Below are 19,793 nucleotides of genomic sequence, written 5' to 3' on the forward strand. Positions count from 1 at the left end.
TTCAGTCGTGCGGCAAGAGGTCTCCCGTCAAGAGGCCGTAAAAATTCGCCGACGCAGGTGCGAGCGGGTGGCGCTACTCCGAACGCGACGCGCAGAGCAGGCCGTCGCCGACCGGCAGGAGCACCTTCGTCAGGCGGTCGTCCTCCGCGATCGCCCTGGCGGCCGCGCGCACGGCCAGGGTGGTCGCGTCGCGCTGGTTCGGGTCGGCCACGCGCCCACCGAGCAGCGCGTTGTGCAGCACGATCACCCCTCCGGGCCGGAGCAGTCGAACCCCCTCGGCGACGAACTGCGGGTGGTCGGCGGGCGAGGTGTCCACGAACACCAGGTCGTAGGCGGCGTCGGCGAGGCGGGGCAGCACGTCCAGGCCCCAGCCGTTGATGAGCCGGGTTCGGCCGGGCGCGATCTCGCCGGACCGGAACGCGTCCTTGGCGGCCCGCTGGTGCTCGGGTTCGGTGTCGATGGTGGTGAGCACCCCGTCGGCACGCATGCCGTCGAGCAACCACAACCCGCTCACCCCCGCGCCGGTCCCGATCTCGACCACGGTCTTGGCGTCGAGCATCTGGGTGAACAGGCTCAACAGCGCGCCGACGGACGGAGGAACCGGGGTCGCGCCGAGATCCTCCGCCCGTTCGCGTGCGAGCGTGAGGACCGCGTCCTCCAGGACCGATTCCTCGGTGTGAGCCAGCAGCTGCTCGGCGTTGTTGTGCACGAATCCGAGGTTATAGCCGACACGCTGCGGTGGAGTCGAGGCGCGCACGTGATTTTGGCCGCTGACCCGCAGATTCTCAGCTGAACCTCAGGTTGCTCACACATCTCACACATTTGGATCGGAAAAGGTAGGGGCACACGAGATCGCTGACCGCCCAGGAAGGGGGTACCGGACGAACCCGGCGAGAAGGGAACAAACCCGACATTGTGGGGGTTGTGCCTTTTATTCGTATCGTCCTGTGCTCGCTCACCAGCTGTCCTTAGCAGGAGGTTTCCACAATCTCGATGGTCAACGCCGTACCCGCCTTCGATGCGGAATTCACCGAGTCGGTGCCGACGGGCGGCCCCGACGCCGCCGATCTGAGCGGCACCGCCGCCTTTGACGCCACCGGCGATCAGACCAGCATGCCGTCATGGGACGAGCTCGTCCGTGAGCACGGCGACCGGGTGTACAGGCTGGCCTACCGGCTCTCGGGCAACGCCCAGGACGCCGAGGACCTCACCCAGGAGACCTTCATCCGGGTGTTCCGGTCGCTCTCGAACTACCAGGCGGGCACCTTCGAGGGGTGGTTGCACCGGATCACCACGAACCTGTTCCTCGACATGGTGCGGCGCCGCAACCGGATCAAGATGGAGGCGCTGCCCGAGGACTACGAGCGGGTCCCGTCCGACCGTCCGAACCCCGAGCAGATCTATCACGACGCCCGGCTCGATCCGGAGTTGCAGTCCGCGCTGGACTCGCTCGCGCCCGAGTTCCGTGCCGCTGTGGTGCTCTGTGACGTCGAAGGCCTGTCATACGAGGAGATCGGTGCCACACTGGGAGTCAAGCTCGGTACCGTACGCAGCCGAATCCACCGTGGACGGCAGGCGCTGAAGGAATATCTGACCGCGGTGTCGGGGACAGGGAAGATGACATTCGCATGACCGTGCAGGAGGGTTGGATGACGCAGGCTCGGAAACCGCGCCGCTTCAGCTCTACCGAGCATCTGGCCAGTGAGGCGATCGCGGCGTACGTCGACGGCGAGCTGCAGATGAACGCCTACCTGCGGGCCGCGCAGCACCTGTCGATGTGTCCGGAGTGCGCTGCCGAGGTCGACGCCCAGCACCACGCGCGCGGCGCGCTCCGTGAGGCCTCGGAGATCAGCATGCCCAGTTCGCTTCTCGGCATTCTGAGCCAGATCCCGATGTGCAACCCGCTCCCGGACGCCGACGCAACAGCACAGGGCCGCGGTCGTCGCTTCGCCGAGCGATCCGGCTTCCGGCGTGCCGACGGCAAGGCAGGCGCCGTGCTCGCGGCGATGGTCACGTCGTACTCGTTCGCGTCGTCGTGGCGCAGGCGCCGCTAGTCGCCACCGCGTCGGTGATGATGCCACGCACCGCGTCGGTGATACTGGGATCCGTGACTGACGCCAACGAGGGGTACACAGCCGCGTGAACTCGGATCCCACATCCCCGGCCGCAGGCGCGCTGGATGCAGCAGCCGAACAGGATTCGGCACCGCCCCGGCTGGCGCCGCGACCGCTCTACCGTCCCACCGTCGACCCCGCGGCCGCCGACGCCTTCGGACGGCCCGACGGCGTCGACTCCTCCTTCGCGCCCGGCACGGACCGCACCGCGGATCCGAAGGTCGCCGTTCGGCGTCCCGACCCGGTGCTCGCCGAGGCCTTCGGCCGTCCGGCAGGCGAAACCGATTCGATCCAGCGCGATCCGTCCGCGAGCGACTCCGAGGAGGCGGCGGACGAGGCGCCTGCCGATCCGTGGCGGGACCCGGACGCACCGGCACGGCTCGGTTCGCCCGCCCTCGATGCCCCCGCGGCCGGGGACCTGCCGCCCGCGCCCGCACTCGGCATCCGCGACGTCCTGCTCGGCGAGCGCATCGCGCCGCGGGCACTGGCCGCGCTGGCAGGCGTCGCGTTGGCGATCGGCCTGGTCGGCGGCATCATCGGCCGGGTCACGGCCGAGAACGTCGGCGCACTGACCAGCCAGCGGGTCGAGCTGACGCAGTCGAGCGGCGACGACGCCGAACTCGGCCAGGTCGCGAAGGTCGCCGAGGCGGTGCTCCCGTCGGTGGTGTCCATCCAGGTCGCGCTCGGTGAGCAGTCCGGCACCGGCTCGGGTGTCGTGATCAACGGCGAGGGCTACATCGTCACCAACAACCACGTGATCTCGATGGCCGCGACGAACCCCGACGCGGCGACGCTCCGCGTCGTCTTCGCGGACGGCACCAAGGCGCCAGCGCGCGTCGTGGGTCGCGACACGAAGACCGACCTCGCGGTGCTCAGGGTGGATGTCGGAAACCTGACCGTCGCCGAGCTCGGCCGGTCCGCGGACCTGAAGGTCGGCGACGACGTGGTGGCGGTCGGATCGCCGCTGGGTCTGAGCAAGACGGTCACCAGCGGGATCGTCAGCGCGCTGCACCGCCCGGTCCGGCTGTCCGGCGAGGGCACCGACACCGATGCGGTCATCGATGCGGTCCAGACCGATGCCGCGATCAACCCCGGCAACTCCGGTGGACCGTTGGTGGACCGCGAGGGCCGGGTGATCGGGATCAACTCCGCCATCCGAAGCGAGAGCGGGGGATCGGTTGGCCTGGGGTTCGCCATCCCCGTCGACGACGTCACCGCGGTCGCGCAGGAACTGATCCGGACCGGAGCCATGCATCACCCCGAGATCGGCGTGAACGCGCGGTCGGTGACCAACGAGCAGACCAGTGGCGCCGAGGTGGCCAACGTCAAGGACGGCGGGCCCGCGCAGCAGGCCGGGATCATCGAGGGCGACGTCATCGTCAAGGTCGGTGACCGCGACGTGACCAGCGCGGACGAGCTGGTGGTCGCGGTGCACCAGCAGGCCGTCGGCCAGCCGGTCCCGGTGCAACTGGTGCGGGCGGGCCGGACGGTCGAAGTCCAGGTCACACCCGCTTCGGACTGAGTGGTTCCCTCGGAGGGCAGCGGTATGCGATGTGAATTCGGCACCGATAGCGGCGCGGATCGCCGCGGGCACGTAGGCTGACCCGGTGTTTGGCAACATTGGCTGGGGCGAGTTCATGGTCCTACTCGTCGCGGCGCTCGTGATCCTCGGACCCGAGCGGTTGCCCGGTGCCGTCTCGTGGGTGACGAAGTCGCTGCGCCAGGTCCGTGACTACGCGGGCGGCGCGACGCAGCAGCTCAAGGACGAGCTCGGTCCCGAGTTCGAGGACCTGCGCAAGCCGCTCTCCGATCTGCAGCAGCTGCGGGGGATGACGCCGCGCTCGATGATCACCAAGCATCTGCTCGACGGCGACGACTCGATCCTGACCGGGAACTTCGACGCGAAGCCGCAGAGCAGCGGCGGGCCCGCCAGCACCGGCCTGCCCCCTACGGTGCAACGCGAATCGACACCCCTCGCCTCCGGCGAGCGTCCCCCGTACGACGCCGACGCCACCTAGGGCCAGTCGAACGGAATCCAGTCGCTGGTCGCCGGGTCCCGGTGGAAAGCGACGAATATCGAGCCCTCGTCGCCAGGGCGTTCCGGGTCGAACAGGACCTGTGTCGTGCCCTGGTCCGGTGCCCGGTGCAGGCTCGGAACCCTTCGCGTGACCCACCGTGTGACGCCCTGGGCGTCGGTGAACGTCACCGTCGCGTCGATACCCGCGATCGACACCGAGCCGTCCTCCTGAGGGCTGTCGACGAGCACGTTGACGTCGGCGACGATGCCCGGCACCCGTAGCCCGCGTTCCAACAGCCGGTCACGCTCCCTGAGTTGGACGTTCTGCCTGCGGAACCCGGACACGGTCCGCGACACCGCCGCTCCGGTCGTCACCAGCAGGAGCAGGGGAATCCAGATCTCGGTGTAGTAGCCCACCCAGGCGAGCGGGCTCCACGGCGTCTCGGTCATGGTGACCGGGTCGATGGCCGCGCCGACCTGCGCCGGTGGCCACCAGTTCAGGGTGGACACCGAGAAGCCGAGGGTGATTCCCGCCCAGCCGGCCGCGGCCATGAGGCCGGGGCAGCGGTGGCGCCCCAGGAAGGTCGCGAGGTCGTCGGACATCCCGACTCCGAACAGGACGTAGCCGAAGGCCGCCCCGAACGGCCACCAGAGCCACGTCGGAGCCTCGTCGAACCGGGCCTCGTCGGCGAACGCGGTGTCGATGACGGCGTGCCGGAAGATGTCGGCGACACAGGCCAGGCCGTACCCCAGCAGCGCCGCGCAGGCCACGAACACCGCGAACCGGAAGCAGAGCCACAGTAAGAAGGTGGGGCTGCCGCGCCTGGACTCGAGTTCGTCGTGCCGCCGCCGAGCCGGATCCAGTGTGCTCAATGCCCCCGCCTCGTCCACCGTCCAGGAAGCCACACTCTATCGAGCGCATTCGGCGTAGCGTCCAGCCATGGGAACCACCCAGGGCGCCCGCAACCAGCTGTGCCACGCGGGGGGGTGACGTCTGATGCGCGATGTCCTCACCGAACTGATGGCGATCTGGCGTGCGGGTGGGACCGCGGGTGTCGGCACGGTGGTGCAGACCTTCAGGTCGGCACCGAGGCCCCCTGGCGCGGCGATGGTGGTCGCCCCCGACGGCACCGTGGCCGGCTCGGTCTCGGGTGGCTGTGTGGAGGGCGCCGTCTACGAGCTCGCCCGGGACGTGGTCGAGTCCGGCAGGCCGGAGCTCGAGCGATATGGCGTCACCGATGATGATGCCTTCGCGGTGGGGCTGACCTGCGGCGGCATTCTCGACGTCTACGTCGAGCCGGTCTCCCGCCGCACCTTCCCCGAGCTCGCCGAGGTCGCCGAGGACATCGAGCACGAACGCCCGGTGGCCGTGGCGACCGTGATCGACCACCCACAGACCGCGTGGGTCGGTCGCCGGATGATCGTGCGGCCGGACGGGATCGGTGGAACGGTCGGTTCGGCGCGCGCCGACGCCGCAATCGGCGATGACGCCCGAGGTCTGCTCGCGGCGGGACGGACCGGGGTGCTCACCTACGGCCCCGACGGCCAGCGGCGGGGCGAGGGAATGCGCGTGTTCGTCGCGAGTCATGCCCCGAGTCCACGCATGCTCGTCTTCGGCGCCATCGACTTCGCCGCGGCGGTGGCGCATCAGGGAGCCTTCCTCGGCTATCGCGTCACGGTGTGCGACGCCAGGGCGGTGTTCGCCACCCACGCCCGCTTCCCGACCGCGGACGAGGTGGTCGTGGACTGGCCGCACCGCTACCTGCAGTCGCAGATCGACGCCGAGGCGATCGACGGGCGCACCGTGATCTGCGTGCTCACCCACGACCCCAAGTTCGACGTCCCGCTGCTGGCGCTCGCGCTCCGGCTGCCCGAGGTCGCCTATGTCGGGGCGATGGGGTCGCGGCGTACCCACCGCGATCGGCTCCACCGCCTGCGCGAGGCCGGGCTCGGCGAGGCGGAGCTGGCGCGGCTGTCGAGCCCGATCGGACTCGACATCGGGGCCCGCACGCCTGAGGAGACCGCGGTGTCCATCGCCGCCGAGATCATCGAGCTGCGCTGGGGTGGGGGCGGCGAACGGCTGACCGCGATCGAGGGCCGGATCCACCACGACGAGACCTCCTGACCGGTGCCTGCACGAGTCGTGTGCGGATCGTTTGCGCTGATCGCTCGGGGCGCTTGACACCCCCGGTGGACCGGTCGAGTCTGGATTTGTCCCCATGCGATGCGAGGTGGATCAGATGCAGGTCCCTGGACCCTTTGAATACGAGCGAGCGACGAGCGTGGTCGACGCGATCGGACTGCTCGAACGGCTGGGGAGCGAGGCCCGACTGGTGGCCGGCGGCCACAGCCTGCTCCCGATGATGAAGCTGCGGCTGGCGAACCCCGAGTACCTCATCGACATCAACCCGCTGCACGACGAGCTGGGTCACATCACGGTGGAGCCGTCGGGCGTGCGGATCGGTGCGATGGTGCGACACCGGGAACTGCTCGAGTCCGCGGAGCTGGCCGCGCTGTGGCCGATCTTCCGGGACGCCGAGCGGGTGATCGCCGACCCGGTGGTGCGCAACCGCGGCACCATCGGCGGATCGCTCTGTCAGGCGGACCCGGCCGAGGACCTCAGCACGGTGTGCGAGGTGCTCGACGCGACCTGCGTACTGCAGGGGCAGCGCGGTGAGCGCTCGATCGCCATGTCCGAGTTCCACCTCGGGCCGTACGAGACCGCCGCGGCGGACAACGAGATCCTCACCGAGATCCGGATCCCCTTCCGTGATCACGGGTCGAATGCCTACGCGAAAGTGGAAAGACGCGTAGGGGATTGGGCGATCGCGGCGGCGGGCGCCGCGGTGTGGCTGGACGGCCCGGTCGTCGTAGAGGCGAGGATCGGTCTCACCGCGGTGAATGCCGACCCGTCCGGATTCGGCGAGGTGTACGAGTTCCTCATCGGCAAGCCGTGTACCGACGAGGTCGCGCTCTATGCAGGCGATCTGGCGTCCCGGCACTGCGAACCGGTCACCGACCAGCGGGGTACCGCGGAGTACAAGCGGCACCTGGCCAAGGAACTGACCCGCCGCGCGCTGCGCACGGCTGCCGGACGGGTCCACTAGCGAGGACAGGTCGGGGGACCAGGGAAGGACGAAAGACATGCAGGTGACGATGACCGTCAACGGCAGTGAGGTCACGGAGGACGTCGAACCCCGAATGCTCCTGGTGCACTTCCTGCGAGATCAGCTGCGGCTGACCGGAACCCACTGGGGCTGCGACACCAGCAACTGCGGCACCTGCGTGGTGCTGGTGGACGGCGAGCCCGTGAAGTCCTGCACGATGCTGGCCGCGATGGCCGCCGGGCACGAGGTGCGCACCGTCGAGGGCCTCGAACGCGACGGCGAACTCGACCCGGTCCAGCAGGGCTTCATGGAATGTCACGGCCTGCAGTGCGGCTTCTGCACCCCCGGCATGATGATGACCGCAAGGGCCCTGCTCGACAGCACCCCGCATCCGGACGAGCAGGCCATTCGCGAGGCGATCTCCGGACAGATCTGCCGGTGCACCGGGTACACCACGATCGTCCGTTCCGTGCAGTGGGCCGCGGCGCACGAAGAGGGCGCGGCCCGCGAACCGGAACCGGAGCGCGGCACCGGTCCCACCGCGGCGCAGCCCGAGACCTCCTCACCGCCGCGCGTCAGCGAGCACGCCGGAGGTGCATCATGACCACCGTCGACCATCCACCGACCGGACCAGTGACGGACGAGTCGGACAACGAACACTTCGACAACAACAAGAAGCCGGTCGGGTACGGGCGGATGCTCCGCAAGGAGGATCCCCGCTTCATCCGCGGCCGCGGGAACTATGTCGACGACATCGTGCTTCCCGGCATGCTGCACCTGGCCATCCTGCGGTCGCCCGTCGCACACGCACGCATCGTGCGCGTGGACACGACGGCGGCGCAGGCGCATCCGAAGGTGAAGGCGGTCATCACCGGCGCCGACCTGGCCGAGCAGGGACTGGCCTGGATGCCGACCCTCTCCAACGACGTGCAGGCGGTCCTCGCCACCGACAAGGTGCGTTTCCAGGGGCAGGAGGTGGCGTGCGTCATCGCCGAGGACCGGTACTCGGCGCGTGATGCGCTCGAGCTGATCGACGTCGAATACGACATCCTCGATCCGGTGATCGACGCCCGCAAGGCGCTCGCGCCCGACGCCCCGGTGATCCGAACCGACCTCGAGGGCAAGACCGACAACCACGTCTTCGACTGGGAGGCGGGCGATCCGAAGGCGACGGAGGAGGCGTTCGCCAGGGCGGAGGTGATCACCACCCAGGAGATCGTCTACCCCCGCGTGCACCCGGCGCCGATGGAAACCTGTGGCGCCGTAGCGGATTTCGACGCGGTCAACGGCAAACTGACGCTCTGGTCCACCTCCCAGGCGCCGCACGCCCACCGGACCCTGTATGCACTGGTGGCCGGGCTGCCCGAGCACAAGATCCGGGTCGTCTCGCCGGACATCGGCGGTGGGTTCGGCAACAAGGTGCCGATCTACCCCGGATACGTGTGCGCCATCGTCGCCTCGCTGGTGACCGGGAAGCCGGTCAAGTGGATGGAGGACCGCAGCGAGAACCTGATGAGCACCGGGTTCGCGCGGGACTACATCATGCAGGGCGAGATCGCCGCCACCAGGGAGGGCAAGATCCTCGCGATCCGGACGAACGTGCTCGCCGACCACGGCGCCTTCAACGGCACCGCGGCTCCGGTGAAGTACCCGGCCGGTTTCTTCGGGGTGTTCACGGGCAGCTACGACCTCGAGGCCGCCTACTGCAAGATGACCGCCGTCTACACCGACAAGGCTCCGGGTGGGGTGGCGTATGCCTGCTCGTTCCGGATCACCGAGGCGGTGTATCTCGTTGAGCGACTAGTCGATTGCCTCGCGTACGACCTCGACATGGATCCCGCCGAGCTGCGGCTGAAGAACCTGCTCAAGCCGGACCAGTTCCCCTACACCTCGAAGACCGGCTGGGTCTACGACTCGGGCGACTACGAGGTGACCATGCGCAAGGCCATGGACATGATCGGCTACGCCGACCTGCGCCGGGAGCAGGCCGAGAAGCGTGAGCGGGGCGAGCTGATGGGCATCGGCATGTCCTTCTTCACGGAGGCGGTCGGTGCCGGGCCCCGCAAGCACATGGACATCCTCGGGCTCGGCATGGCGGACGGTTGCGAACTCCGCGTGCACCCGACAGGCAAGGCCGTGGTTCGGCTGTCGGTGCAGAGCCAGGGGCAGGGGCACGAGACGACCTTCGCGCAGATCGTCGCGGAGGAGCTCGGCATCCCGCCGGACGACATCGACGTGGTGCACGGCGACACCGACAACACCCCGTTCGGCCTCGGCACCTATGGCAGCCGGTCGACGCCGGTGTCCGGGGCGGCCGCGGCGCTGGTCGCGCGGAAGGTGCGGGACAAGGCGAAGATCATCGCGTCGGGCATGCTCGAGGTGTCCGTGGCCGACCTCGAATGGGAGAAGGGTTCCTTCCACGTGAAGGGCGATCCGACGACGGCGGTGACGATCCAGGACATCGCGATGCGGTCGTACGGTGCCGGCGACCTGCCGGAGGGTCTCGAGGGCGGGCTCGAAGCCCAGATCTGTTACAACCCCGAGAATCTCACCTACCCGTACGGATCGTATTTCTGCGTCGTCGACATCGATCCCGGCACCGCCGAGGTAAAAGTGCGCAGGTTCCTCGCGGTGGACGACTGCGGCACCCGGATCAACCCGATGATCATCGAGGGACAGGTGCACGGCGGCATCACCGACGGGATCGGGATGGCGCTGATGGAGATCATGGCGTTCGACGAGGACGGGAACTGCCTGGGTGGCTCGCTGATGGACTACCTGATCCCGACGGCGCTCGAGGTGCCCCACCTCGAGACCGGTTTCACGGTGACGCCGTCGCCGCACCATCCGATCGGCGCCAAGGGTGTCGGCGAGTCGGCGACCGTGGGTTCGCCGCCCGCCGTCGTGAACGCCGTGGTAGACGCGCTGAAGCCGTTCGGCGTCCGGCACGCCGACATGCCGCTGACACCCTCGCGGGTGTGGGAGGCGATGCAGGGCAGAGCGGCACCACCGATCTAGCCCGCGGCCGGAGACCGGGCAGGACCCAGCACAGCGCAGGAGGGTGCGGGCATGGAGACGAACGCGCGGATCGCCGAGCTGATCGACCGCAGGCAACCGTTCGTGCACGCGACCGTGGTGCGGGCCGAGCCGCCGACTTCCGCGCACACCGGCGACGAGGCGATCGTGCTGCCGGACGGCACCATCGAGGGTTTCGTCGGCGGTCAGTGCGCCGAGAGTTCGGTGCGCAGGGCCGCGCTCGATGCCCTGCAGTCCGAGGAGAGCGTGCTGCTGCGGGTGCTGCCGGACGGCCAGGCCCAGTTCCCGGAGGCGCCGGGGGCGACGGTCGTCGTCAACCCGTGCCTGTCCGGGGGCGCACTGGAGATCTTCCTCGCGCCGCGACTGCCCGCCGCGCGGCTGTATCTGATGGGCACCAACCCCGCCGCGGACGCGGTCGCCGAGCTGGCCCGGATGCTGGGGTTCCAGATCGAGCGGGTCGAGGAGGGCGGCAGGCCCGGCGACGCGGTGGCGGCGGTGATCGTCGGACTCGGGGGGAACGAGGCGGAGTCCATCAGGTCCGCGCTCGACGCCGGCGTGGGATACATCGGGCTGGTCGCCAGCAGGATCCGCGGCGCGAGCGTGCTGGATCAGCTCGAACTCGACGAGGCGGAGCGGGCCAGGGTCCACACCCCGGCCGGGTTGCCCATCGGCGCGCGCACCCCTGCCGAGATCGCGTTGTCGATCCTCGCGCAGATCGTGCATGGCATTCGGCTCGGCGAGCTGGCCCGCCGAAGCCCGGCTCTGGACGCCGCACTCGCCGCCGCGGCGCAGGACACGGTCACCGATCCGAACTGTGGCATGACGGTGACGGTCCGCGCGGACACCCCGCGGGTCGAGCTCGACGGGCAGACCTACTGGTTCTGCAGCGCCGGGTGCCGCGACCAGTACGCGCGGGAGCGGTCCCCGTGACGGTCACCGGCATCGTCCTCGCGGCCGGGGGATCGGCCCGCCTCGGCAGGCCCAAGCAGCTGCTGGAGTACCGGGGCGCCCCGCTACTGGCGGCGGTGCTGCGGGTCGCGCGCGAGTGCCGCCTCGACCAGGTGCTGGTGGCCCTCGGCGGGGCGGCGGCCGAGGTGGAGGCCGCCGTCGACCTGTCCGGGGTACAGGTCGTGCACAACCCCGACTTCGGTTCCGGCTGCGCCTCGACGATCTCGCGCGCGCTGGACGAGGTCGACCCGAACGCGCGGGGCATCGTCCTGATGCTCGGCGACCAACCCGGGGTCCGGTCGGCGACGGTCGCGGCACTGCTCGACGTCGCGACGTCGGACGCGAGTGCGGTCTGCCGATACCGGGACGGCCGCGGGCACCCGCTCTGGTTCGGTCGCAGTATCTTTCCCGAGCTGCGGGGGCTGCACGGCGACAAGGGGGTGTGGAAACTGCTCGAATCGGGCCGGATCCCGGTGTTGGAGGTGCCGGTCGATGCCGAGATCCCGCTCGATGTCGACACCTGGGACGACTACCTGGCGCTGCAGGCGCAGGATTCTCGGTGAGCCATGAGCCGGCCCGGGTTCGCCGATCTCGCCGACGTCGTCGGGCGCTTCGACGCGCAGGACTACCTGCTGGACGAGGGCACGGCGTCGGCGATCTACCTGGCACTGGCGCTCGGGCGGCCACTGTTGCTCGAAGGCGAGCCGGGAGTGGGTAAGACGACCGCGGCGAAGGCGCTCGCCGCCGCGCTCGACACCACGCTGATCCGGCTCCAGTGCTACGAGGGGCTCGGTGCCGGTGAGGCCCTGTACGACTGGAACTACCAACGGCAGCTGCTCGCGATCCGGATGGCCGAGTCGCGCGCCGGCCGGCTGGACGAGTCGGATCTGTTCACCGAGGAGTTCCTGCTGCCGCGCCCGATTCTGCAGTGCGTGCGGCACAGGGGCGCAGGGGCACCCGTGCTCCTGGTCGACGAGATCGACCGTGCCGATGACGAATTCGAGGCATTGCTGCTCGAGTTCCTCGGCGAGTCGTCCGTCACGGTGCCGGAGCTCGGGACCTTCGCCGCGGAGCGACCGCCCGTGGTGGTCCTCACCTCCAACCGCAGCCGCGATCTGCACGACGCGCTCCGCAGGCGCTGCCTCTACCACTGGATCGAGTATCCGAAACCCGAACGCGCGGTGGCGATCCTGCGGCGCACCGTACCGGAGGCGAACACAGCGCTGATCAAACAGGTCACCGAGTTCGTCGGCGAAGCCCGCGGGCTCGACCTCGACAAGCCGCCCGGTCTGGCCGAGTCGATCGACTGGGTGTCGGCGCTCGCGGCACTGGGCGCGACCGAACTCGGCCGCGCCGAGGCGGTCACGAGCCTCGGTGCGATCGCCAAGACCCCGGACGACCGGGACTCGATCGTCGCGCTGCTCGACCACAACGAACGCGATCGGGCCACGCCGTGCGCGGCACCCGATGTCACCACATGAGAGGTCAAGGGCGATGAAGCTGGAAAATCAGTTCACGGTGCACGCGCCGATCGAGACGGCCTGGGACACCCTGACCGATCTCGATGTGGTCGCGCCTCTGCTCCCGGGTGCGCAGCTGACGGGGCGCGACGGCGACGCGTACCTGGGCAAGATGAAGGTCAAGGTCGGCCCCGTGACGAGCGAGTTCTCCGGCCGGGCGGCGTTCAGGGAAACCGACCGAGCGGCGCATCGAGCCGTGATCGAGGCCAACGGCCGGGATTCGCGGGGCGCGGGCAACGCCTCCGCCACCATCACCGCGCGGCTGGTCGAGGAGGGCGACGCGACGAGGGTGACCGTCGACACCGACATGAAGGTGGTCGGGAAGCTGGCGCAGTTCGGCAGCGGCGTCATCGCACAGGTGTCGGAGAAGATGATGAACCAGTTCGCCGCCTCGCTCGAGGCCAAGCTGGCCGCGGGGGAGCAGGCAAGCGAGCCGGAGACGGCGGCGCAGGCAGAGGAGGCACCCGGTGCGCTCGTCGCGGCGCCGGAACCGGCCCATGAGCCCGAGCCGCTCGACCTGCTCGGGTTGGCCGGACCGGCCCTCGCGAAGCGGCTGCTCCCACTCGCGGCGGCGCTGCTGGCCGGTCTCGTGGTCGGGCTGGCCATTCGATTCCTGTGGCGACATTGAGCCGTGGTCATGGCCGAACCGGCACTGGCAAGGGGGATCGACCTGGCGGCCTTCTCCATTGCGCTGACGATGCGCCTGCGGGCAGCGCGGATCCCGGTGACCGAGGGCGCCGCGGCCGAGTTCGCCAGGGCGCTGTCGTCGTTGCGGCCGACGTCGATGTCCCGCCTGTACTGGGCGGCGCGCCTGACTCTGGTGCGCAGGCAGGCCGATCTCGCCGGCTTCGACCGGGTCTTCACGGGCGTCTTCGGGGCGTCGCTGTTGGCGATGGACCCGAATGCACACCGCGCGCTGCGTCATTCGCTGCCCGATTCCCACATTGCGGCGCTGGTGTCGCGCGCGGGGAGCGACTCGACGCAATCGCAGGGCGTCGGACTGCCCTGGGCGACGATGGAGGCGGTCCGGGTCACCCGCGACCGCGGCGAGGAGGGGCCGAGCCTGCCCCTGCGATTGCCTGGCCGCCTGGAGGCGGTGGAGGGCCGGCCGTTCGGGGAGTTCAGGGAGGACGAGTTGCGGGCACTACGCAGCTGGTTGGACGAGGCATCGGTCGCCTGGCCGAGGCGACGCACGAGGCGAAGGCGACGCCACCCGGCGGGCAGGCGGATCGCGCTCCGGGAGACGATCGCCCGGTCTCGGCGCACCGGCTGGGAGACCCTGACGATCGTGCGCACCAGGCCGGTGATCCGGCCCCGGCGGATGGTGATGCTCTGCGACGTGAGCCAGTCCATGCAGCCCTATGCCGACGTCTACCTGCACCTGATGCGTGCCGCCGTGACCCGTGGCGACGCGGAGGTCTTCGCCTTCTCGACGCGGCTGACCAGGCTGACCGCCGTGCTCGCACACCGATCCGCCGAGGCCGCGGTCGCGCACGCCAACGACAGGGTGGTCGACCGGTTCGGCGGCACCCACATCGGCGGCAGCGTGCGCGACCTGCTCGCGTCGCACCACGGCAACGCGCTGCGTGGGGCGGTGGTGCTCATCGCCTCGGACGGCTGGGACAGCGACAGCCCGCAGCAGCTGGGCGCCGCGATGGCCCGCCTGCACCGCAGGGCGTACCGCGTGATCTGGCTCAACCCACGCGCGGGGGCGACGGGGTTCGAGCCGCTGGTCGGGGCGATGGCCGCGGCGCTCCCGTACTGCGACCGGCTGCTGGCCGCCGACACCCTGATCTCGGTGCGTGAGGCGCTCGAGGTGATCGGTGCCGCCGCGTGGCGCGGCCGTTGAGCGCCGGACCTACAGGTGCCGCGTGGTGTCGATGCCGAGCGACATGCCCGCCAGGCCGCGCGAGCGGACCGAGAGCTTCTCGGCGATATCCCGCAGCGCGGTGCCTGCCGGGGAGTCGGGATCGCTGAGCACGATCGGGACGCCCTCGTCGCCGCCCTCGCGGACCGCCTGCTCGAGCGGGATCTGTCCGAGCAGCGGGACCTTCGCTCCGACGGCCTTGGTGAGCCGGTCGGACACGGCCTGACCGCCCCCGGAGCCGAACACCTCCATCCTGGTGCCGTCCGGCAGCTCCATCCAGGACATGTTCTCCACGACGCCGACGATGCGCTGGCGGGTCTGCAGCGCGATCGCGCCCGCCCGCTCGGCCACCTCGGCCGCGGCCTGCTGCGGGGTGGTGACCACCAGGATCTCCGCGCCGGGGATCAGCTGGGCGACGGAGATCGCCACGTCACCGGTGCCGGGCGGCAGGTCGAGCAGCAGCACGTCCAGGTCGCCCCAGAACACGTCGGCCAGGAACTGCTGGAGCGCGCGGTGCAGCATCGGCCCGCGCCAGACGACGGGGGTGTTGCCCTGGGTGAACTGCGCGATCGAGATGAGCTTCACGTCGTGCGCCTGCGGCGGCATGATCATCCGCTCGACCTGCGTCGGCTTGGCGTCGGTGCCGAGCATCCGGGGGACCGAGTGGCCGTAGATGTCCGCGTCGAGGACACCGACCGAGAGGCCGCGGGCGGCCATGGCGGCCGCGAGATTGACTGTGACGGAAGACTTTCCGACGCCGCCCTTGCCGGATGCCACGGCATACACGCGGGTCAGCGAGCCGGGCTGGGCGAACGGGATGACCGGCTCGGCCGAGTCGCCGCGCAGTGACTTGCGCAGCTCGGTGCGCTGCTCGTCGTTCATCACGTCGAGCTCGACGCGGATGGCGCCGATGCCGGACACATCGGCGACCGCCTTGGTGACCCGATCGGTGATCTCGGTCCGCATGGGGCAGCCCGCGGTCGTCAGGTAGATCTCGATGTCGACGCTGGCGTCGTCGGACAGCGCGACGCTCTTGACCATCCCCAGCTCGGTGATGGGTTTGCGGATCTCCGGATCGAGCACCCGGGACAGCGCGCTACGAACGTCGGACTCGGTCACTACTGGCATGCCCTAATCCTAGGTGGCCTGGACTCAGTGGATACGCGGCAGGGCGTCCGCGGTGGGGGTGATGCCGGTCGAGTAGGCCAGCGCCCATGCGGTCACGTTGGCCACGTACGCCATCGAGTTGTTGTAGCGGTGGATCGCCATGGTGGCCGAGCCGATGTCGCGCATGTTGGTCCCGCGGTCGCACAGGTACTTGCCGGTCGCGGCGGCGGAGTCGAACAGGTTCTGCGGGTCGATCTTGCCGTCGCCGTTGCCGTCGGCGCCGAACTGCGCCCAGGTGGTGGGGATGAACTGGGTGGGGCCGACCGCGCGGTCGTAGACGGTGTCGCCGTCGAGGGCGCCGCCGTCGGTGTCCATGATGACGGCCTGTCCGGGCAGGCTGCCGTTGAGCGGCAGGCCGATGACCGGCTCGAACACGTCGCCGTTGTCGTGGGCCTTGCCGCCGTTGGCGTGGTGCGACTCGACCATGCCGATGCCGGCGATCTGCATCCAGCTGATGCCACAGCCGGGCAGGTCCTTGGCGAGCAGCTTCTCGGCGGACTGGTAGGCGGCGAAGTTGACGCCGGGGATGCCGAGCGGTCCCTCGGGCAGGGGGGCGGGCGCGGGCGCCGGTGCGGGCTCGGGGGCGGGCGCGAGGACCGGGGCGGCCTCGGCGGCGGGCGTGGCCACGGCGGCGGGCTCGGCCTCGGGCTGCGGGGCGGCGGGAACGTCGGCGATCGGTGCGGAGTCGGCGGCGACCGTGAACGGGAGCGAGGGGGAGGCACTTGCCGTGGTCCCGACGACCAGCCCGGCGGGGACTAACCCGGCGAGTGCCACGACGGAGTTGCGGCGAAGATTCGAATCGTTCTTCTTGCTGTGGCGACCCACGGTGATCCTCCTGCGTCCCGGTCGGGGCACTGATTTGTTATCGACCGGAGCCGAGGCTACCCGAATTCGAGATACTTCCGTTACTTTACCGTGATCTGCGTAACGGGATTCTGGAGGTAATCACTGGTCAGCGAAGAAAATTGGATAGTTTCAGTTAGGTCACGCCGAGGGCGCGTCGAGACCGAAAAGTGAACCCGTTCGAGACCTGGCGAAGGGATGCCGAGCGTTCCGTCCGGACTGTCAGGGTGCGGGCGGGGGAGGCGGCGTCGCCGGCGCGGCGGGAGTGCCGCCGGGCGGCGGACAGAAGATCAGGCACGGCAGCTCGGGCAGGCCGGGGATCAGTGGCGCCGGTGCTGGGGCCGGTGCGGCGGGCGCGACGGGTGCGGCCGCATCGACGGCGCGTCCCGGTTCGGGTGCCGACGTCGGCTCGGCCGGCTCCGGCCGGACCTCCGGGATCGAACCGGGGGCGGGCGTCCCGCCGCCCGCATATGCCGCGGACCACGCCAGCACATTGGCGGCGTAGGCCATCGAATTGTTGTAGCGCAGGACCGCCCGGACTTCTTGGGCGCTGTCGCGCAGGTTCAGTCCACCCGAGCAGAGGTACCGGGCGGCCGCGAGCGAGGCGTCGAAGACGTTGTTCGGGTCGGCGGTGCCGTCGCCGTTCCCGTCGGCGGCGTACCGCGTCCAGGTGCTGGGGATGAACTGCATGGGCCCGACCGCGCGATCGTGCTTCTTGTCGCCGTCCAGGGCGCCGTCGTCGGTGTCGGTGATGACCTGGTTTCCCGCGAGGTGCCCGTTCAGGACCGGTCCCAGGATCGGGGTCAGCGTGGTGCCCGCCGCGTCGGTACGGCCGCCGCCCGCGTGCCCGGACTCGATCCGGCCGATCCCGGCCAGGAGATGCCACGTCACCCCGCAGTCCGGTGCCTCCGTGGCCATCGTCGACTCGGCCATCCGGTACGCGCCGAGCACCAGTTCGGGGATGCCGAGTTCGCTCACCGTGATCGCCGCGGGCATCGGCGACAGGCGGGGCGCCAGCGCGGGCGGCAGCTCGAACTGGACCGGTGGGGGCGGGGTGTATGCGTGCGGTGCGCGGGCCGGCCTGGGCGCGGGTGGCAGCACCCGACCGTGCCCGCGGGATCGGGGGCGTCCTGCGTCGTGACCGCGACCCCGGCCAGGGCGGGTGCGGCGGTACCGAACGGTCCGAAGCCGAGCGCGGCGCCCACGACCGTGGCAGCGGCCCCGACCGCGACCAACGTCGCCGTCGACCCGGCCGCGAGACCCCTGATCCGCATGCGCCCACCCTTCGCAATGCCCGAACCCACGAAATGTGACCCAGATTACAGAGTGGATACGCAGGTGGTGGCCCTTTCGGGTGGTGCTACCGGCGCGGGGGCCTCGGCTCTTCCTCATCCTGCGGGGTCAGCAGGGACTTGATCTCCTCGAGCTCGCGGCGCAGGTAGTCCCTTGTGGCCACCTCGCCGACGGCCAGGCGCAGCGCGGCGAGCTCGCGGGCCAGGAACTCGGTGTCGGCCTTGGTCTGTTCCGCCCTGGCCCGGTCCTCCCCGAGCGAGACGCGGTCCCGGTTCTCCTGCCGGTTCTGCGCCAGCAGGATCAGCGGCGCGGCGTACGCGGCCTGGGTGGAGAACGCCAGGTTGAGCAGGATGAACGGGTACGGATCCCACTGCAGCCGCACCGCGAACACGTTGAGGGTGATCCAGACGATCACCACGATCGTCTGGATGGCCAGGTACCGCCCGGTTCCGAGGAACCGAGCGAACCGCTCGCCGACCCGGCCGACGGCTTCGACGTCGATCTGGAAATTGAACAGCCGGGATCCGCGCGGTGTGTCGAGCCGTTGACGTGCGCTCAGTGCAGTCGTCTTCTCCGACGATGTCCGCTTCTCACTCATCGGCCACTTCCTGTTCGCGCCAGTCCTCAGGGAGCAGGTGATCGAGCACGTCGTCGACGGTGACGGCGCCGAGCAGGTGTTCCTCGTCATCGACGACCGGTCCGCACACCAGGTTGTATCTCGCGAAGTAGCGGGTCACCGCCGTCAGCGACTCGTCCGGGTCGAGCCGGGTGAGGTCGGTGTCCAGCACCCCGCCGACCAGGGTCGCGGGCGGCTCCCGCAGCAGCTGCTGTAGGTGCACGCAACCGAGATATCGGCCGGTCGGCGTCGAGATCGGCGGCCGGACGACGAACACCAGGCTGGCCAGCGCAGGCGTCAGATCCGGGTTCCGGACCCGGGCCAGCGCCTCGGCGACGGTGGTCGAGGGCGTGAGGATCACCGGTTCGGGCGTCATCAGGCCGCCCGCGGTGTCGGGGGAGTGCTCGAGCAGCCGGCGCACGGGCTCGGAGTCCTCGGGATCCATCAGCTGCAGCAGCGACTCGGCCTCGGCGTCGGGCAGCTCGCCCAGCAGGTCCGCGGCGTCGTCGGGGTCCATCGCCTCGAGCACGTCGGCCGCGCGTTCCACCTCGAGGTGGGTGAGCAGGTCGGTCTGATCGTCGGACGGCAACTCCTGCAGCACATCCGCGAGCCGCTCGTCGTCGAGCGCGACCGCGACCTCGTGACGGCGCTTGTCGGGAAGCTCGCGGATGGCCTCGGCGACGTCGGCGGGACGCATGCCCTCGAACTGTGCCAACAGCTGCGAGACGCCCTGTCCCGGCAGGGCCAGCTGAGATTGCGTCAGCCCCTGCACGTGCTGCCAGTCGACGATCTGCATCGCGGTGCGGCGGGCGAGCCTGCCTCGGGGCTTGCGGACCGCAACGCGGGAGACCACCCAGTCCCGCGTCCTGGTCAGCTCGATGCCCAGGTCCGCGACCAGAACCTCCTGACCGGCCAGGTCGTCGTGTTCGGGGTCGTCGACACGCACCCGGCTGTCGAGTATCTGGGCCAGGGCCAACACCTCGCCGGGTTTCTGGGTGAACCGGCGCAGGCTCACGTTGCCGGTCAGTGTCACCGAGCCGGGCTCGATGGCCGTCACCCGCAGCATCGGGATGAATATCCTTCGCCGGGTGAGCAATTCGACGACCAGGCCGAGGACTCGGGGGCGTTGTCGGCCGACCCGGATGGTGATGACGACGTCGCGGACGCGACCGATCGATTCTCCGTCGGGCCCGAGCACCACCAGGCCGGCGAGCCTGGCTACGAAGACCTTGCTCACTGCTGCCATGATGGCCAGGCTAATTCAC

At 70.0% G+C, this 19,793-nt stretch carries 20 protein-coding genes; 13 read left to right on the top strand and 7 right to left on the bottom strand.

Annotated features, from left to right (window positions below; genetic code table 11):
* Positions 1-73 precede the first annotated feature (73 nt).
* A complete protein-coding gene (locus tag ABIC28_RS12465; RefSeq protein WP_174562886.1) occupies positions 74-709 on the bottom strand; it encodes an O-methyltransferase in 636 nt (211 codons plus the stop codon).
* 284 nt (positions 710-993) lie between these two features.
* Between ABIC28_RS12465 and sigE the strand changes: the two genes are divergently transcribed.
* The 4 genes from sigE to tatB all read left to right on the top strand — a co-directional run bounded on the left by sigE (position 994) and on the right by tatB (position 4,132).
* Positions 994-1,632, top strand: coding sequence for an RNA polymerase sigma factor SigE (sigE, locus tag ABIC28_RS12470; RefSeq protein WP_245221021.1), 639 nt, complete (start codon positions 994-996; stop codon positions 1,630-1,632).
* 17 nt (positions 1,633-1,649) lie between these two features.
* Positions 1,650-2,054 (top strand): zf-HC2 domain-containing protein, encoded by a 405-nt coding sequence (locus ABIC28_RS12475; protein WP_108168841.1) that lies wholly within the window; start codon positions 1,650-1,652, stop codon positions 2,052-2,054.
* A gap of 85 nt (positions 2,055-2,139) precedes the next feature.
* Positions 2,140-3,636: a S1C family serine protease gene (locus ABIC28_RS12480; protein WP_502945012.1), complete on the top strand. Its 1,497-nt coding sequence runs from the start codon at positions 2,140-2,142 to the stop codon at positions 3,634-3,636.
* Positions 3,637-3,721: 85 nt separating this feature from the next.
* Complete coding sequence (gene tatB, locus ABIC28_RS12485; RefSeq protein WP_097212520.1) at positions 3,722-4,132, top strand: Sec-independent protein translocase protein TatB; 411 nt, start codon at positions 3,722-3,724, stop codon at positions 4,130-4,132.
* Here tatB and ABIC28_RS12490 read toward each other — a convergent pair.
* A complete protein-coding gene (locus tag ABIC28_RS12490; RefSeq protein WP_354579095.1) occupies positions 4,129-5,004 on the bottom strand; it encodes a hypothetical protein in 876 nt (291 codons plus the stop codon). The two genes, tatB and ABIC28_RS12490, sit on opposite strands and share 4 nt — an antisense overlap.
* A 124-nt stretch (positions 5,005-5,128) precedes the next feature.
* Here ABIC28_RS12490 and ABIC28_RS12495 point away from each other — a divergent pair, with 124 nt between their 5' ends.
* The 9 genes from ABIC28_RS12495 (at position 5,129) to ABIC28_RS12535 (ending at position 14,591) form a co-directional block, all read left to right on the top strand.
* Positions 5,129-6,256, top strand: coding sequence for an XdhC family protein (locus tag ABIC28_RS12495; protein WP_097212518.1), 1,128 nt, complete (start codon positions 5,129-5,131; stop codon positions 6,254-6,256).
* Positions 6,257-6,371: 115 nt separating this feature from the next.
* A complete protein-coding gene (locus tag ABIC28_RS12500) occupies positions 6,372-7,238 on the top strand; it encodes an FAD binding domain-containing protein (RefSeq protein ID WP_354579098.1) in 867 nt (288 codons plus the stop codon).
* Between the two features lie 37 nt (positions 7,239-7,275).
* Positions 7,276-7,842: a (2Fe-2S)-binding protein gene (locus tag ABIC28_RS12505; RefSeq protein ID WP_097212517.1), complete on the top strand. Its 567-nt coding sequence runs from the start codon at positions 7,276-7,278 to the stop codon at positions 7,840-7,842.
* The gene (locus tag ABIC28_RS12510) at positions 7,839-10,256 is read left to right on the top strand and encodes an aerobic carbon-monoxide dehydrogenase large subunit (protein ID WP_097212516.1); all 2,418 of its coding nucleotides are present in this window, start codon (positions 7,839-7,841) and stop codon (positions 10,254-10,256) included. The genes ABIC28_RS12505 and ABIC28_RS12510 overlap by 4 nt, the downstream gene beginning before the upstream one ends.
* A gap of 51 nt (positions 10,257-10,307) precedes the next feature.
* The gene (locus ABIC28_RS12515; protein ID WP_209927205.1) at positions 10,308-11,204 is read left to right on the top strand and encodes an XdhC family protein; all 897 of its coding nucleotides are present in this window, start codon (positions 10,308-10,310) and stop codon (positions 11,202-11,204) included.
* Complete coding sequence (locus ABIC28_RS12520) at positions 11,201-11,785, top strand: nucleotidyltransferase family protein (protein WP_097212514.1); 585 nt, start codon at positions 11,201-11,203, stop codon at positions 11,783-11,785. Before ABIC28_RS12515 ends, ABIC28_RS12520 begins: the two co-directional genes overlap by 4 nt.
* Before the next feature lie 3 nt (positions 11,786-11,788).
* Positions 11,789-12,703 carry an AAA family ATPase gene (locus ABIC28_RS12525; protein WP_097212513.1) on the top strand — a complete coding sequence of 305 codons (915 nt, stop codon included), beginning with the start codon at positions 11,789-11,791 and terminating at the stop codon, positions 12,701-12,703.
* Between the two features lie 13 nt (positions 12,704-12,716).
* Positions 12,717-13,370: an SRPBCC family protein gene (locus ABIC28_RS12530; protein WP_097212512.1), complete on the top strand. Its 654-nt coding sequence runs from the start codon at positions 12,717-12,719 to the stop codon at positions 13,368-13,370.
* A 9-nt stretch (positions 13,371-13,379) separates the two neighbouring features.
* Positions 13,380-14,591: a vWA domain-containing protein gene (locus ABIC28_RS12535; protein WP_097212618.1), complete on the top strand. Its 1,212-nt coding sequence runs from the start codon at positions 13,380-13,382 to the stop codon at positions 14,589-14,591.
* A 9-nt stretch (positions 14,592-14,600) separates the two neighbouring features.
* Here ABIC28_RS12535 and ABIC28_RS12540 read toward each other — a convergent pair whose 3' ends face one another.
* From ABIC28_RS12540 to ABIC28_RS12560, 5 genes are all read right to left on the bottom strand, one after another.
* Positions 14,601-15,737, bottom strand: coding sequence for an Mrp/NBP35 family ATP-binding protein (locus tag ABIC28_RS12540; protein ID WP_097212511.1), 1,137 nt, complete (start codon positions 15,735-15,737; stop codon positions 14,601-14,603).
* 24 nt (positions 15,738-15,761) lie between these two features.
* The gene (locus tag ABIC28_RS12545) at positions 15,762-16,601 is read right to left on the bottom strand and encodes a lytic transglycosylase domain-containing protein (RefSeq protein WP_097212510.1); all 840 of its coding nucleotides are present in this window, start codon (positions 16,599-16,601) and stop codon (positions 15,762-15,764) included.
* Positions 16,602-16,841: 240 nt separating this feature from the next.
* The gene (locus ABIC28_RS12550) at positions 16,842-17,720 is read right to left on the bottom strand and encodes a lytic transglycosylase domain-containing protein (protein ID WP_354579103.1); all 879 of its coding nucleotides are present in this window, start codon (positions 17,718-17,720) and stop codon (positions 16,842-16,844) included.
* Positions 17,721-17,979: 259 nt separating this feature from the next.
* Complete coding sequence (locus ABIC28_RS12555) at positions 17,980-18,510, bottom strand: DUF1003 domain-containing protein (RefSeq protein WP_097212508.1); 531 nt, start codon at positions 18,508-18,510, stop codon at positions 17,980-17,982.
* Entirely contained in the window at positions 18,503-19,774 is a 1,272-nt protein-coding gene (locus ABIC28_RS12560) for a magnesium transporter MgtE N-terminal domain-containing protein (RefSeq protein ID WP_077042431.1), read from the bottom strand. The genes ABIC28_RS12555 and ABIC28_RS12560 overlap by 8 nt, the downstream gene beginning before the upstream one ends.
* Positions 19,775-19,793 lie beyond the last annotated feature (19 nt).

The sequence above is a fragment of the Rhodococcus sp. PvR044 genome (assembly GCF_040548995.1).
Taxonomy (GTDB): Bacteria; Actinomycetota; Actinomycetes; order Mycobacteriales; family Mycobacteriaceae; genus Rhodococcus_G; species Rhodococcus_G oryzae.

Coding starts and splice junctions, on each gene's coding strand:
- ABIC28_RS12495 (WP_097212518.1), top strand. CDS start 5,129: ATGCGCGATGTCCTCACCGAACTGATGGCGATCTGGCGTGCGGGTGGG.
- ABIC28_RS12505 (WP_097212517.1), top strand. CDS start 7,276: ATGCAGGTGACGATGACCGTCAACGGCAGTGAGGTCACGGAGGACGTC.
- ABIC28_RS12510 (WP_097212516.1), top strand. CDS start 7,839: ATGACCACCGTCGACCATCCACCGACCGGACCAGTGACGGACGAGTCG.
- sigE (WP_245221021.1), top strand. CDS start 994: ATGGTCAACGCCGTACCCGCCTTCGATGCGGAATTCACCGAGTCGGTG.
- ABIC28_RS12500 (WP_354579098.1), top strand. CDS start 6,372: ATGCAGGTCCCTGGACCCTTTGAATACGAGCGAGCGACGAGCGTGGTC.
- ABIC28_RS12525 (WP_097212513.1), top strand. CDS start 11,789: ATGAGCCGGCCCGGGTTCGCCGATCTCGCCGACGTCGTCGGGCGCTTC.
- ABIC28_RS12475 (WP_108168841.1), top strand. CDS start 1,650: ATGACGCAGGCTCGGAAACCGCGCCGCTTCAGCTCTACCGAGCATCTG.
- ABIC28_RS12530 (WP_097212512.1), top strand. CDS start 12,717: ATGAAGCTGGAAAATCAGTTCACGGTGCACGCGCCGATCGAGACGGCC.
- ABIC28_RS12515 (WP_209927205.1), top strand. CDS start 10,308: ATGGAGACGAACGCGCGGATCGCCGAGCTGATCGACCGCAGGCAACCG.
- ABIC28_RS12535 (WP_097212618.1), top strand. CDS start 13,380: ATGGCCGAACCGGCACTGGCAAGGGGGATCGACCTGGCGGCCTTCTCC.
- ABIC28_RS12555 (WP_097212508.1), bottom strand. CDS start 18,510: ATGAGTGAGAAGCGGACATCGTCGGAGAAGACGACTGCACTGAGCGCA.
- ABIC28_RS12540 (WP_097212511.1), bottom strand. CDS start 15,737: ATGCCAGTAGTGACCGAGTCCGACGTTCGTAGCGCGCTGTCCCGGGTG.
- ABIC28_RS12560 (WP_077042431.1), bottom strand. CDS start 19,774: ATGGCAGCAGTGAGCAAGGTCTTCGTAGCCAGGCTCGCCGGCCTGGTG.